Source organism: Pseudomonas flexibilis (assembly GCF_000806415.1).
Taxonomy (GTDB): domain Bacteria; phylum Pseudomonadota; class Gammaproteobacteria; order Pseudomonadales; family Pseudomonadaceae; genus Serpens; species Serpens flexibilis.
In genome coordinates this window covers 109,079-123,190 of record NZ_JTAK01000004.1, presented here as the reverse complement: position 1 = coordinate 123,190, position 14,112 = coordinate 109,079, and the positions used below count along the sequence as shown (strand labels likewise).

At 67.4% G+C, this 14,112-nt stretch carries 14 protein-coding genes; 4 read left to right on the top strand and 10 right to left on the bottom strand.

The features are described 5' to 3' along the window. Positions 1-10: 10 nt before the first annotated feature. From purD to dsbD, 10 genes are all read right to left on the bottom strand, one after another. A complete protein-coding gene (purD, locus tag PT85_RS09845; protein WP_039606558.1) occupies positions 11-1,300 on the bottom strand; it encodes a phosphoribosylamine--glycine ligase in 1,290 nt (429 codons plus the stop codon). 212 nt (positions 1,301-1,512) lie between these two features. Further along, positions 1,513-3,120, bottom strand: coding sequence for a bifunctional phosphoribosylaminoimidazolecarboxamide formyltransferase/IMP cyclohydrolase (purH, locus tag PT85_RS09840; protein WP_027589912.1), 1,608 nt, complete (start codon positions 3,118-3,120; stop codon positions 1,513-1,515). 45 nt (positions 3,121-3,165) lie between these two features. Then, positions 3,166-3,477 carry a DNA-binding transcriptional regulator Fis gene (gene fis, locus PT85_RS09835; RefSeq protein ID WP_027589913.1) on the bottom strand — a complete coding sequence of 104 codons (312 nt, stop codon included), beginning with the start codon at positions 3,475-3,477 and terminating at the stop codon, positions 3,166-3,168. Continuing rightward, positions 3,474-4,469 (bottom strand): tRNA dihydrouridine synthase DusB, encoded by a 996-nt coding sequence (gene dusB, locus PT85_RS09830; RefSeq protein WP_027589914.1) that lies wholly within the window; start codon positions 4,467-4,469, stop codon positions 3,474-3,476. Before dusB ends, fis begins: the two co-directional genes overlap by 4 nt. A gap of 194 nt (positions 4,470-4,663) precedes the next feature. Beyond that, positions 4,664-5,860 carry a DUF3426 domain-containing protein gene (locus PT85_RS09825; RefSeq protein ID WP_039606557.1) on the bottom strand — a complete coding sequence of 399 codons (1,197 nt, stop codon included), beginning with the start codon at positions 5,858-5,860 and terminating at the stop codon, positions 4,664-4,666. A 65-nt stretch (positions 5,861-5,925) separates the two neighbouring features. Then, on the bottom strand, positions 5,926-6,804 hold the full coding sequence (gene prmA / locus PT85_RS09820) for a 50S ribosomal protein L11 methyltransferase (protein WP_039606556.1): 879 nt from the start codon (positions 6,802-6,804) through the stop codon (positions 5,926-5,928). A 121-nt stretch (positions 6,805-6,925) separates the two neighbouring features. Beyond that, complete coding sequence (accC, locus tag PT85_RS09815; RefSeq protein WP_037008665.1) at positions 6,926-8,278, bottom strand: acetyl-CoA carboxylase biotin carboxylase subunit; 1,353 nt, start codon at positions 8,276-8,278, stop codon at positions 6,926-6,928. Positions 8,279-8,295: 17 nt separating this feature from the next. Then, positions 8,296-8,757: an acetyl-CoA carboxylase biotin carboxyl carrier protein gene (accB, locus tag PT85_RS09810; RefSeq protein WP_039559420.1), complete on the bottom strand. Its 462-nt coding sequence runs from the start codon at positions 8,755-8,757 to the stop codon at positions 8,296-8,298. A gap of 23 nt (positions 8,758-8,780) precedes the next feature. Then, complete coding sequence (gene aroQ, locus PT85_RS09805) at positions 8,781-9,224, bottom strand: type II 3-dehydroquinate dehydratase (RefSeq protein ID WP_027591851.1); 444 nt, start codon at positions 9,222-9,224, stop codon at positions 8,781-8,783. 200 nt (positions 9,225-9,424) lie between these two features. Continuing rightward, positions 9,425-11,170: a protein-disulfide reductase DsbD gene (dsbD, locus tag PT85_RS09800; protein WP_039606555.1), complete on the bottom strand. Its 1,746-nt coding sequence runs from the start codon at positions 11,168-11,170 to the stop codon at positions 9,425-9,427. Positions 11,171-11,340: 170 nt separating this feature from the next. Here dsbD and PT85_RS09795 point away from each other — a divergent pair, with 170 nt between their 5' ends. The 4 genes from PT85_RS09795 to rlmH are packed head-to-tail and all read left to right on the top strand — an operon-like array spanning position 11,341 to position 14,111. Continuing rightward, entirely contained in the window at positions 11,341-12,606 is a 1,266-nt protein-coding gene (locus PT85_RS09795; RefSeq protein WP_039606554.1) for a glutamate-5-semialdehyde dehydrogenase, read from the top strand. Continuing rightward, positions 12,606-13,250: a nicotinate-nucleotide adenylyltransferase gene (nadD, locus tag PT85_RS09790; RefSeq protein ID WP_027591138.1), complete on the top strand. Its 645-nt coding sequence runs from the start codon at positions 12,606-12,608 to the stop codon at positions 13,248-13,250. Before PT85_RS09795 ends, nadD begins: the two co-directional genes overlap by 1 nt. Before the next feature lie 24 nt (positions 13,251-13,274). Continuing rightward, positions 13,275-13,640 (top strand): ribosome silencing factor, encoded by a 366-nt coding sequence (rsfS, locus tag PT85_RS09785; RefSeq protein ID WP_027591139.1) that lies wholly within the window; start codon positions 13,275-13,277, stop codon positions 13,638-13,640. Positions 13,641-13,643: 3 nt separating this feature from the next. Further along, a complete protein-coding gene (gene rlmH, locus PT85_RS09780; RefSeq protein WP_039559429.1) occupies positions 13,644-14,111 on the top strand; it encodes a 23S rRNA (pseudouridine(1915)-N(3))-methyltransferase RlmH in 468 nt (155 codons plus the stop codon). Position 14,112 lies beyond the last annotated feature (1 nt).

Here is a 14,112-nt window from a genome sequence, read left to right as displayed (position 1 = left end):
AAGTTTCCGATTAACGGTTCTGCTCGCGGGCAATGGCGCGATAGCCAATGTCCTTGCGATAGAACATGCCGTTCCAGCGGATCTTCTCTGCCAGGCGGTAGGCCTGCTGCTGGGCGTCGGATACCGTGCGGCCGATGGCGGTGGCACACAGCACGCGGCCGCCGGCGGTGACCACCTGGCCCTGGGCATTCAGCACGGTGCCGGCATGGAACACCTTGCCGTCCAGTTGCGCGGCATCGGCCAGGCCTTCGATCACGTCACCCTTGGCGTAGTCGCCCGGGTACCCGCCGGCGGCCAGCACCACGCCCACGGTGGGACGCGGGTCCCAGGTGGCTTCGACCTTGTTCAGCGCCTTGGCCAGCGCGGCCTCGACCAGCAGCACCAGCGAGGATTCCAGTCGGCACATGATCGGCTGGGTTTCCGGGTCGCCAAAGCGGCAGTTGAACTCGATGACCTTGGGGGCGCCGCTCTGGTCGATCATCAGGCCGGCGTACAGGAAGCCGGTGTAGACGTTGCCTTCACTGGCCATGCCGCGCACGGTCGGGTAGATGATCTCGTCCATCACGCGCTGGTGCACGGCGTCGGTGACTACCGGCGCGGGGGAATAAGCGCCCATGCCGCCGGTGTTCGGGCCGGTGTCGCCGTCGCCGACGCGCTTGTGGTCCTGGCTGGTGGCCATGGGCAGCACGTTTTCGCCGTCGACCATGACGATGAAGCTGGCTTCCTCGCCATCGAGGAATTCCTCGATGACCACGCGCGAACCGGCGTCACCGAAGGCGTTGCCGGAGAGCATGTCGCGCACGGCGGCTTCGGCTTCTTCGAGGGTCATGGCGACGATCACGCCCTTGCCGGCGGCCAGGCCGTCGGCCTTGATGACGATCGGCGCGCCCTTTTCACGCAGGTAGGCCAGTGCCGGTTCCACTTCGGTGAAGTTCTGGTAGTCGGCGGTGGGAATCTTGTGGCGGGCCAGGAAGTCCTTGGTGAACGCTTTGGAGCCTTCCAGCTGCGCGGCGGCGGCGGTCGGGCCGAAGATGTCCAGGCCGCGCGAGCGGAACAGGTCGACCACGCCCTTCACCAGCGGCGCTTCCGGGCCGACGATGGTCAGCTGCACGTTCTTCGCGGCGAAGTCGGCCAGCGCCTCGATGTTCAGCACGTCGATGGCGACGTTCTCGCACTTGGCTTCGGTGGCGGTGCCGGCGTTGCCGGGGGCGACGAAGACCTTCGCGACGCGCGAATCCTGCGCGACCTTCCAGGCCAGGGCGTGTTCACGTCCGCCGCTGCCGATGATCAGTACGTTCATTTCTCTCTCCCAATGGGGGCGGGCCTGCGGCCCGCTCGGTGGATAAACAAAGCGTTATCCACCCTACAAAAACAGGCGACTCGGTACGAGGTCGCAATGGAGCCGGTAGATGCTAGGCGCCCCGGGCTCCGACAAGCGCAGTTGCCTGTTGGCAATGAGCATTGGCGGAGTCCGGGGCAACGACGCAGATGCCGGTTCCAGTGCGGCCGGGTTTAGTGCCTAAAGTGGCGCATGCCCGTGAACACCATCGCGATGCCGGCCTCATTGGCCGCATCGATCACTTCCTGGTCGCGCATCGAGCCACCCGGCTGGATCACGGCGGTGATGCCGGCCTTGGCGGCGTTGTCGATGCCGTCGCGGAACGGGAAGAACGCGTCGGAAGCCATGACGGCGCCCTGCACCTGCAGACCGGCATGCTCAGCCTTGATGGCGGCGATGCGTGCGGAGTTGACGCGGCTCATCTGGCCGGCGCCGACGCCGACGGTCTGGCGGTTCTTCGCGTAGACGATGGCGTTGGACTTGACGAACTTGGCCACCTTCCAGGCGAACACCAGGTCGTGGATTTCCTGCTCGCTCGGCGCGCGCTGGGTCACCACCTTCAGGTCATCGGCGGTGATCATGCCGATGTCGCGGCTCTGCACCAGCAGACCACCGTTGACGCGCTTGAAGTCCCAGCCGGCGGCGCGTTCGGCCGGCCATTCGCCGCATTCCAGCAGGCGCACGTTGGCCTTGGCGGCCACCACGGCGCGGGCTTCGGCGGAGACCTTCGGGGCGATGATCACTTCGACGAACTGGCGCTCGACGATGGCCTTGGCGGTTTCGCCGTCCAGCTCGCGGTTGAAGGCGATGATGCCGCCGAAGGCGGATTCGCTGTCGGTGGCATAGGCCAGGTCATAGGCCTTGCGGATGCCGCCTTCGTTTTCCGGCACCACGGCCACGCCGCACGGGTTGGCATGCTTGACGATCACGCAGGCCGGCTTGACGAAGCTCTTCACGCATTCCAGCGCAGCGTCGGTGTCGGCCACGTTGTTGTAGGACAGCTCCTTGCCCTGCAGCTGCACGGCGGTGGCCACGCTGGCCTCGCCCTTCTGCGGCTCGACGTAGAAGGCGGCGATCTGGTGCGGGTTCTCGCCGTAGCGCATTTCCTGCGCCTTGATGAACTGGCTGTTGAAGGTGCGCGGGAACTGGCCACGGCCTTCGGTGGACAGGGTTTCGGCGGCCTGGTCGATGGTGCCCAGGTAGTTGGCGATCATGCCGTCGTAGGCGGCGGTGTGCTCGAAGGCCTTGAGGGCCAGGTCGAAGCGCTGGGCGTAGGTCAGGCCGCCGGCCTTCAGGGACTCGACGATCCCCGCGTAGTCGCCGGCGTTGACCACGATGGCGACGTCCTTGTGGTTCTTCGCCGCGCTGCGGACCATGGTCGGGCCGCCGATGTCGATGTTCTCGATGGCATCCGGCAGGGTGCAGCCCGGCTTGGCCACGGTGGCCGCGAACGGGTAGAGGTTGACCGCCACCAGGTCGATCGGGGCGATGCCGTGTTCGGCCATGACTGCGCCATCCAGGTCACGGCGACCGAGGATGCCACCGTGGATCTTCGGGTGCAGGGTCTTCACCCGGCCATCCATCATTTCCGGGAAGCCGGTGTAGTCGGCGACTTCCACGGCATTGACGCCGTTGTCCTTGAGCAGCTTGTAGGTGCCGCCGGTGGAGAGGATCTCCACGCCGAGCGCGGCGAGCTCACGGGCGAAGTCGACGATGCCGGTCTTGTCGGAAACGCTGATCAGGGCGCGGCGGACGGGGAGGCGGGTGGTTTGGTCGGTCATCAGGCAGGTCCAGCTACTAAGTGAGGTGATTTGGGAGCGTGGGGGTCAGAGAAGGTCGTACTGCTTGAGCTTCTTGCGCAGGGTGCCGCGATTGAGGCCCAGCAGCTCGGAGGCCTTGGTCTGGTTGCCCTTCACGTAATTCATCACGGTTTCCAGCAGGGGTGCTTCGACTTCGGCCAGCACCATGTTGTACACGTCCGTGGCAGGAGCGCCTTCCAGATGGGCGAAATAGTTGCGCAGCGCCTGTTCCACGCTGCCACGCAGGGTCTGCTGGCCGGGCGCGTTCAGATGCTGTTTCAGATTGGCTTGCTCACTCACGGGGGTTGTTCCAGTTTCAAATGTCTCGGTCATGGTCATGCGGCCACCTCTTCCTCTGCATTCCGCGCGGCGAAGAATTCACGAACATCGGCGCACTGCGCGTGCGTGCTGTCCAGACGATTGAATTGGGCGCGGAACTCCCTGGCGCCCGGCAGCGTTGCCAGATACCAGCCGACATGCTTGCGGGCGATGCGAACGCCCATCTCGTCGCCGTAAAAGGCGTGCAGTGCCGACAGATGATCCAGCAGTATTCGTTCCACTTCTTGCAGCCCCGGCTCGGGCAGGCGTTCCCCGGTTTCCAGGAAATGGTTGATCTCCCGGAAGATCCACGGGCGCCCCTGCGCCGCGCGGCCGATCAGCAGTGCGTCGGCGCCGGTGTGCGCCAGCACCTGGCGGGCCTTTTCCGGTGAGGTGATGTCGCCGTTGGCGAACACCGGCATGGAAACGGCCTGCTTGATGGTGGCGATGGTGTCGTACTCCGCTTCCCCGGTGTACAGGTCGGCCCGTGTGCGGCCATGCACGGCGAGCGCGGCAATGCCTTCCTGTTCGGCAATCCGTGCCACGGTCAGCCCGTTCTTGTTATCGCGGTCCCAGCCGGTGCGGATCTTCAGCGTGACGGGCACATCCACTGCGCCCACCACGGCCGAAAGGATTTCCGCGACCAGCTTTTCGTCCTTCATGAGCGCCGAACCGGCCGCCTTGTTGCAGACTTTCTTGGCGGGGCAGCCCATGTTGATGTCGATGATCTGCGCGCCCAGCTCCACGTTGGCGCGCGCTGCCTCGGCGAGCATCTGCGGATCGCCGCCGGCGATCTGCACCGAACGCGGTTCCGGGTCGTCGGCGTGCAGCATGCGCAGGCGCGACTTGCGGCTGTGCCACAGGCGCACGTCGCTGGTGAGCATTTCCGACACCACGAGCCCGGCGCCGAGCCGCCGGCAAAGCTGGCGGAACGGCCTGTCCGTCACGCCCGCCATGGGCGCGAGGATCAGTCGATTGGGCAATTCGTAGGGGCCGATACGTACCGCTGACATAGGACTTCCCTGCTCTGGGGCCTGCTGGCTCAGGTCGATCGGGGGCTGCAAAAAAGGGTGGGCATGATACCCGCTCTCCGGGCCCGGTTAAAGTTGGTTTTGAACAAATTCTGAACAGTCGGAGCGTTATCGCCGTGTGGAATCAGCTAACCGACGAGGCGTGGTCCACCCCGATCCGGTCCGGGCGATCCCGGCTATTCAGGAGAGTGGAAGGCGAGGCTGTAGTTCACCGCCTTGCTGCCCGGATCGAGAATTTCCAGGGAGATGTGGATGGGCGTCTGCGAGGGCATGTCCTGTTGCCCGGCCAGTTCGCCGCTCAGGTATTCGCTGGGCTTGAAGCGGCGGCTGGCGATCGGCTGCCCGCCGATGTCGGCGAAGCGCAGTTCCAGCAGCGGGAAGGGCTGGGCGAAGCTGGCGCGGTTGTAGAGGATGGCGTCCACCACCAGCGCGCCCCGGTAGGACGGATGGCTGCGCACCACCAGATTGCTGCTGCGGATCTGCTCGATGTCGACCCGTGACGGCAGGCTGCAGCCGAGGGTCGGGCAGAGCCGTTCGAACCAGGGGCGGTACTGGTCCTGGCGGGCCAGGTCCTGGAAATTGTGGTGGACGTACTGGGCGGCCAGCGCCAGGAGCGCGAGCAGAATCAGGAACGCCCAGAGCAGCCAGCGTCCCCAGGGCTTCTTCGGCTTCTGCCATTCCAGCTGCAGAGGCGCCTCGGCCAGCTCATGAAGGGCAACCCCGGGGGCTTCATCGCTGCCGTCGTCGACCCGCAGCGATTCAGCGGGAGCTGCCGGCAGCGGCTTGTCAGCCTTCTGCCGGGCCGGGCCGAGCGCTTCAGGCTGCGGCTCGCGCGTGTTGTCGCGTTCGGCGCTGAGTGCCTCGTCGCGCAGCAATGCCTCGGCCCAGGCCTCATCGTCCCCTTCGGGCTTGGTGGCGGGGCCGAGCAGGCGCTCGGCGGTGCCGGGCGCGCCCTTGAGGGTCTTGAACTGCGCGGACAGCTGTTCTTCCTGGTCCAGGCGCTCCAGTTCCTGGTCCAGGTCCAGGTCGCCCAGATCCAGGTCGTCATGGATGCGCAGGTCGTCATCGCGCAGCGTCGGTCGGGGTTTGTCCGCCGGCGGGGACTTCGCGGCTTCGGGCTTGGCGGGCGGGACCACCGCAGCCGCGGGGGGCGGCGGCGAAGCCGGCTTGGCGACCGCCGGCGCAGGCGTCCCGGACGGCTTGCTGGCGGCGGGCGGCGCGTTGCGGGCGGCCTCGGCAATCTGCCGCGCAGCATTGAACACGTGCAGGCAGGCGCCACAACGCACGGCGCCCTGGGCTGCGCCGAGCTGGGCGCGGCTGACCCGGAAGCGGGTGCGACAGTTGGGGCACTGGGCGACGTAGTTCTCTGACATTGCGCGTATCCGCGGGGAGTCGGGCGATGGCCTTACAGGCCGATTAGTCTAACGCAACCCCGTGCTCAGCGGCGTACCCCGCTGATGCGTACCCAGCCGTCCTGCTCGGCGGTGGGGTCGAGTTCGAAGGCCTCGGCGTAAGCCGCGCGCACCTCGTCAGCCTGCTCGGCCAGGATGCCGGACAGCGCCAGGCGGCCGCCGTGCTTCACTCGCGCGGTGATCTGCGGGGCGAGCTGCACCAGCGGGCCGGCGAGAATGTTGGCGACCACCACGTCGGCCTGCTCGTCCGGCAGATCCTGCGGCAGATAGAGCGGGAAGCGCGCCGGGTCGATGCCGTTGCGGCTGGCGTTGTCGCGGGAGGCTTCCAGGGCTTGCGGGTCGATGTCGGTGCCCACCGCCCGTTCGGCGCCCAGCAACAGGGCGGCGATGGCCAGGATGCCGGAGCCGCAGCCGAAGTCCAGCACGCTGCACCCTTCGAGCACCTGGCCGTCCAGCCATTGCAGGCACAGTGCGGTGGTCGGGTGGGTGCCGGTGCCGAATGCCAGGCCCGGATCGAGCAGCAGGTTGACGGCGTCCGGCTCGGGGGCGGCGTGCCAGCTCGGCACGATCCACAGGCGGCGGCCGAAGCGCATGGGCTGGAAGTTGTCCATCCAGCTGCGCTCCCAGTCCTGGTCCTCGATGCGCTCGACCTGGTGCTCGGGCAGCGGATCGCCGGTCAGCAGGCGCAGGTGCGCGAGTACCTGCTCGCCATCGGCATCGCCTTCGAACAGCGCCAGCAGGTGGGTGTGGCTCCACAGCGGCGTGGTGCCCAGGTCCGGCTCGAAGATCGGCTGGTCTTCGGCGTCCGTGAAGGTGACCGACACGGCACCGACGTCCAGCAGGGCATCCTCATAGAAAGAGGCCTGCTCAGGGGTGATGGCGAGGCGGACTTGTAACCAGGGCATGGGCGTACCTGCGGGCGAGTGGGGTGGCATGGGGCGCGCATGATAGCGCGTCGGCGGGGCCAGGCCCAGAAACGCCAAGGGCCGCCCGCAGGCAGCCCTTGGTGTACACGTCAGCCGAGGCTCAGTGCTTGTCCATACCCAGTTTCTTTTCCAGGTAGTGGATGTTCACGCCACCCTGGCAGAAGCCCGGGTCACGGGTCAGGTCGCGGTGCAGCGGGACGTTGGTCTTGATGCCGTCGACCACGATCTCGTCCAGGGCGTTGCGCATGCGCGCCATGGCTTCGTCGCGGCTGTTGCCGTAGGCAATGACCTTGCCGATCAGCGAGTCGTAGTTCGGCGGAACCGCGTAACCGCTGTACAGGTGCGAGTCGACACGGATGCCGTTGCCGCCCGGGGCGTGGTAGTGCTTGACCTTGCCGGGGCTGGGCATGAAGGTCGCCGGGTCTTCGGCGTTGATCCGGCACTCCAGCGCGTGGCCACGGACCACCACGTCTTCCTGCTTGATCGACAGCTTGTTGCCGGCGGCGATGCTGAGCATCTCCTTGACGATGTCCACGCCGGTGATCATTTCGGTCACCGGGTGTTCGACCTGCACGCGGGTGTTCATCTCGATGAAGTAGAAGCGACCGTCTTCATAGAGGAACTCGAAGGTGCCGGCGCCGCGGTAGCCGATCTCGATGCAGGCGTCGACGCAGCGCTTGAGCACTTCGGCGCGGGCCTTCTCGTCGATCAGCGGGGCGGGGGCTTCTTCCAGCACCTTCTGGTGGCGGCGCTGCAGGGAGCAGTCGCGGTCGTAGAGGTGGATGGCGTTGCCCTGGCCGTCGGCCAGCACCTGGACTTCCACGTGACGCGGGTTGCCGAGGAACTTCTCCAGGTAGACCATCGAGTTGCCGAAGGCGGCGCCGGCTTCGGTGCGGGTCAGCTTGGCCGACTTGATCAGGTCTTCTTCCTTGTGCACCACGCGCATGCCGCGACCACCGCCGCCGCCGGCGGCCTTGATGATCACCGGATAACCCACTTCGCGGGCGATGCGCAGGGCTTCCTGCTCGTCTTCCGGCAGCGGGCCGTCGGAGCCCGGAACGGTCGGCACACCGGCCTTCTTCATGGCGTCCTTGGCAGACACCTTGTCGCCCATCAGGCGAATCACGTCGGCGGTCGGGCCGACGAAGGCGAAGCCGGAGCGCTCGACCTGCTCGGCGAAATCAGCGTTCTCGGCCAGGAAGCCGTAGCCCGGGTGGATCGCGGTGGCGCCGGTGACTTCGGCGGCGGCGATGATCGCCGGGATGGACAGGTAGGACTGCGCGGCGTTGGCCGGGCCGATGCAAACCGACTCGTCGGCCAGCGACAGGTGCATCAGCTCGCGGTCCGCGGTGGAATGAACCGCGACGGTCTTGATGCCCAGTTCCTTGCAGGCGCGCAGCACGCGCAGGGCAATCTCGCCGCGGTTGGCAATAAGGACTTTTTCCAGCTGCATCGCAGGTTCCCCGCGCATCAGACGATGGTGAACAGCGGCTGGTCGAACTCTACCGGCTGACCGTTTTCCACCAGGATGGATTCGATGACGCCACTGGCTTCGGCCTCGATGTGGTTCATCATCTTCATCGCTTCAACGATGCACAGGATGTCGCCCTTCTTCACGGTCTGGCCGACTTCGGCGAACGCCGCGGAGGTCGGGGAGGCGGCGCGGTAGAAGGTGCCGACCATCGGCGAGCGGACCACGTGGCCGTTCAGCTTGGGTGCGGCCGGAGCGGCGTCGGCGGCGGCCGGAGCGGCAGCCGGGGCAGCGGCGACAGGAGCAGCCATCGGGGCCGGAGCGGCGTAGACGTGCTGGGCAGCGCCCTTGCCGGTGTTACGGCTGATGCGCACGGACTCTTCGCCTTCGCGAATTTCCAGTTCGTCGATACCGGACTCTTCCAGCAGCTCGATCAGTTTCTTGACTTTACGGATATCCATTAAGCAATCACTCCCAAGTAGGGTCAGGGGCGTTCAAGGTGTTCTAGTGCCGCCTCCAGGGCCAGGCGGTAGCCGCTGGCGCCGAGACCGCAGATCACTCCCACCGCCACGTCGGAAAAGTAGGAGTGATGCCGGAAAGGTTCACGTTTATGCACGTTGGACAGGTGAACTTCGATGAATGGGATGCTCACTCCCAGCAGCGCGTCACGTATCGCAACGCTGGTATGCGTAAAAGCCGCCGGATTGATGAGGATGAAGTCCACGCCCTCGCCACGCGCGGCGTGAATCCGCTCGATGAGCACGTGCTCGGCGTTGCTCTGCAGCCAGTGCAGTTCATGACCGGCGGCGCGGGCGCGCTGTTGCAGATCGGCATTGATCTGTTCGAGCGTGATCGCGCCGTAGATACCGGGCTCGCGAGTGCCCAGCAGGTTGAGATTGGGACCGTGCAGCACCAGCAGCGTGGCCATGGGGGAACCTTGTGCGGGGATGGAAGTCGGCGACTATGCCGGGAACCGGGGGCGGCTGTCCATAAGCCAACAGTAGACGGCCGATTGCCGGGTAATGGCCGACGTTGGCCGAAAGATGCCTGGGTTTCGGAATGCTGGGGCGGAAGCCGACCGCCTGGTCGGAACCGCTGCCGCCAGCCTTGCGCGGGCGGCTGCTGGCTTCAGAGGCGCGTGCTCGCTTCGCGCAGGCGCTCGCCGAACAGCGCGGCGGTGGTTTCGCCGACCACGCGCAGGTCCTGCCACTCTTCGCCGCTGGGTGCGAACAATTGCAGGGCTGGCGGGCCGAACAGCTGGTAGCGATCGAGCAGGGTGCGCTGGGCGGCGTCGCTGCGCGTGATGTCGAAGCGCAGCAACCGGTAGCCGGCCAGCTGTTCACGGATCTGGGGTGCCTCGAGCACCTCGCGTTCGATGACCTTGCAGCTCACGCACCAGTCGGCATACCAGTCGAGCAGCACCGGCTGGCCGGCGGCGCGCGCGTCGGCCAGGGCGGCATCCAGGGCGGCGGGCTCATCAAGGGTCAGCCAGGCGCCACTCTGCACGCGGGTCGCCGGCGCGGCGCTGCCGGCCTCCAGGCGGCCCAGCGGACGCAGCGGATCCGATTCGCCCTGCAGCGCGCCGACCCAGGCGCTCAGGCCGTAGACCAGCAGGGCCAGGCCGGCCAGCTGGCTGAGCTTCTGGCGTCCCGGCTTGGGAATGAATTCCAGGGCGCCGAGCCACAGTGCGGTACCAACCGCCAGCAGGCCCCACAGCGCCAGGGACAGCGAGCCGGGCAGCACACGCTCCAGCAGCCAGATCGAGACCGCCAGCAGCATCACGCCGAAGGCGTTGCGTACGCCCACCATCCAGGGGCCGGACTTGGGCAGCAGCGTGCCACCGCCGACCCCGAACAGCACCAGCGGCGTGCCCATGCCCAGGCCCAGCGCCAGCAGCTTCAGGCCACCACCCAGCGCATCGCCGCTGCTGCTGATGTACAGCAGGGCGGCGGCCAGCGGTGCGGACACGCAGGGCGACACTAGCAGGCTGGACAGCACCCCGAGGACCGCCGCGCCGAGCAGCGAGCCGCCGCGCGCCTGGCCGGCCAGGCGGTCCAGCGGTGTGCGCAGCACGGCAGGCAGGCGCAGCTCGAAGGTGCCGAACATGGCCAGCGCGAACAGCGCGAAGAAGGCGGCGAACGGCACCAGCACCCAGGGGGACTGCAGGCGCGCCTGCAGGTTGAGGCCGGCGCCGAACAGGCCCATCAGGGCGCCGAGCAGGGCAAAGCAGATCGCCATCGGCAGCACGTAGGCCAGCGACAGGCTCAGGCCGCGCAGGCCGCCCACCTGGCCGCGCAGCACCACGCCGGAGAGGATCGGCAGCATCGGCAGCACGCAGGGAGTGAAGGTCAGCCCCAGGCCGGCCAGGAAGAACAACGCCAGGCTGCGCCAGTCCAGGGATGCGCCGCCGGGCCCGTCGATCTCCAGCTCGCGGCTCTCCGGCGGATAGCACAGGCCCAGGTCGGCGCAACCCTGATAGCCGGCCCGCAGCGTGAAGCCGCGGCCCTGCGGGTTGTCCACGGCCAGGCTGATCTCGGTGATGCCGTAGTGGGCCTCGATCTCGCCGAAGTACTCGTCGACTTTCTTTACGCCGGGGGGAATCTGCGGCTCGCCCAGCGTCACGCCGGGCGTGTCGGTGGCAAAGCGGAACTGATGGCGGTACAGGTAATAGCCGTCGGCGTTGCTGAAGCGCAGGCGCACCTGCTGCGGGGTGGACTCCAGCAGCTCCAGGCGGAAGGCCTTGTCCACCGGCAGGAAGTCGCTGCTGTTGTTCAGGGCGCCGCCGAGCAGGGGCTGGGCGCGCGGCGCCTCGGGCAGGGCGGCCAGCGAGGGCAGGCTGAACAGCAGGAGAAGGATTAGCAGCAGGCGGCGCATGGGCGTCTCGTCACAACGCAGGGAGCCGGCATGATACCCGACTCGCTCGCGAGGGGGCGCGACGTGGCGTCGCAAGAGATTACCGGACGGCGGCGACCCGCGCCGTGCTGGGCTTTGCCCGGGCGCCCCGGCTATAATCGCGGCCTTTTCCCGACTTGCAGACCCGAATCATGACCGAGTCCGTGCTCGATTACATGAACCGCCTGGGCCGCGCCGCGCGCGAGGCCTCGCGAATCACCGCGCGCGCCACCACCGCGCAGAAGAACAACGCCCTGCTGGCGGCCGCCCGCGCCCTGGACGCGGCGCGCGAGGCGCTGCTGGTCGCCAACGCCAAGGACCTGGCCGCCGGCCGGGAGAACGGCCTGGATGACGCCATGCTCGATCGCCTGGCGCTGACCCCGGCGCGCATCGACGAGATGATCGAAGGTCTGCGCCAGGTGGCGACCCTGCCGGATCCGATCGGCACGATCCGCGACATGCGCTATCTGCCCTCGGGCATCCAGGTCGGCAAGATGCGCGTGCCGCTCGGCGTGATCGGCATCATCTACGAGTCGCGGCCCAACGTGACCATCGACGCCGCGAGCCTGTGCCTCAAGTCCGGCAACGCCACCATCCTGCGCGGCGGTTCGGAAGCCATTCACTCCAACCAGGCGATCGCCGCCTGCATCCAGCAGGGCCTGGCCGAAGCCGGCCTGCCGCCGGCCTGCGTGCAGGTGGTGGAAACCACCGACCGCGCCGCCGTGGGTGCCCTGATTACCATGCCCGAATACGTGGACGTGATCGTCCCGCGCGGCGGCAAGGGGCTGATCGAGCGCATCAGTCGCGACGCCCGGGTGCCGGTGATCAAGCACCTGGACGGCGTCTGCCACGTCTACATCGACGTCGCCGCCGACCTGGACAAGGCCATTCGCGTGGCCGACAACGCCAAGACCCAGCGCTATGCGCCGTGCAACGCCATGGAAACCCTGCTGGTGCATGCTGGCATCGCCGAGCGCGTGCTGCCGCCGCTGGCCGCCATCTACCGCGCCAAGGGCGTGGAGCTGCGCGGCTGTCCGGCGACCCGCGCGCTGCTCGGCGCCGACGTGCGCGAAGCCAGCGAGGACGACTGGTTCGCCGAGTACAACGCGCCGATCCTGGCGATCCGCGTGGTCGATTCGCTGGATACCGCCATCTCGCACATCAACCACTACGGCTCGCACCACACCGACGCGATCATCACCGAGAACTTCAGCGATGCGCGGCGCTTCCTCGCCGAGGTCGACTCCAGCTCGGTGATGGTCAATGCCTCCACGCGCTTCGCCGACGGCTTCGAATACGGGCTGGGTGCCGAGATCGGCATCTCCACCGACAAGCTGCACGCCCGCGGCCCGGTAGGCCTGGAAGGCCTGACCAGCGAGAAGTACGTGGTGTACGGCGACGGGCACGTGCGCGGCTGATGGTACGGCGCGTCGGCATTCTGGGCGGCACCTTCGATCCGGTGCACATCGGCCATCTGCGCGGGGCGCTGGAGGTGGCGGAGCTGTTCGCCCTCGACGAAGTGCGGCTGGTACCCAGCGCTCGGCCGCCGCATCGCGAGCGACCGCAGGTGTCCGCCGATGATCGCCTGGCCATGGTGCGCTGCGCGGTCGAAGGCGTACCGCCGCTGACTGTCGACGACCGCGAGCTGCACCGCGAACGTCCCTCCTATACCATCGACACCCTGGAATCCCTGCGCAGCGAGCTGGCCGCCGATGACCAGCTGTTCCTGGTGCTGGGCTGGGATGCCTTCTGCGGCCTGCCCAGCTGGCACCGCTGGGAAGAACTGCTGCTGCATTGCCACCTGCTGGTGCTGCAGCGACCGGACGCTGACGTGGAGGCGCCGGATGCACTGCGCAACCTGCTGGCCGCGCGCAGTGTGAGCGATCCGCAGGCCTTGTGCGGGCCAGGCGGGCAGATTGCCTTCGTCTGGCAGACGCCGCTGGAAATCTCCGCGACTCAACTGCGCGAACGGCTGGCGCAGGGTCGCTCGATCCGCTTTCTGGTGCCGGACGCGGTGCTGGCCTACATCCAGGCGCACGGGCTGTACCCGGCGTCCCCGTGAACCCCTTTCCATACGAGTATTGATATGCAGAACGAACAACTGGTCCAGGTCGCGGTCGACGCGCTGGAAGACATGAAGGCCCAGAACATCACCGTCATCGATGTGCGCGGCAAGACCAGCGTCACCGATTTCATGGTGATTGCCAGCGGGACCTCCAACCGCCAGGTCAAGTCGATGGCCGACAACGTCATCGAGAAGGTCAAGGAACACGGCAAGCGTCCGCTGGGTTGCGAGGGCATGGAAGGCGGCGAGTGGGTGCTGATCGACCTGGGCGACGTGGTGGTGCACGCCATGCAGACCGCCACCCGCGAGTTCTATGACCTGGAGCGCCTGTGGCGCGGCGCCGAGCAGAGCCGCGCCAGCCACGGTGGCGAGCAGGAACACGAGTAAGCCGTGAAGCTGCGGCTGATTGCCGTCGGCTCGCGCATGCCGCGCTGGGTCGAGGAGGGCTGGCAGGAGTATGTAAAGCGCCTGCCCACCGAGCTGAGCCTGGAGCTGGTGGAGATTCCGCTGCACACACGCGGCAAGAACGCCGACGTGGCGCGGCTGATCCGCCAGGAGGGCGAGGCCATGCTGGCCAAGGTGCAGCCTGGCGAGCGCATCGTCACCCTGGAGGTGCAGGGCAAGGCCTGGAGCACGGAACAGCTGGCCAGTGAACTGGATCGCTGGCGTCTGGATGCGCGGACTGTCAATCTGATGGTCGGCGGTCCGGAGGGGCTGGCGCCCGAGGTCTGCGCGCGCAGCGAGCAGCGCTGGTCGCTGTCGCCGCTGACCCTGCCGCACCCGCTGGTGCGCATCCTGGTCGGCGAACAGATCTACCGTGCCTGGACCCTGCTCAGCGGCCATCCCTATCACAAGTAGC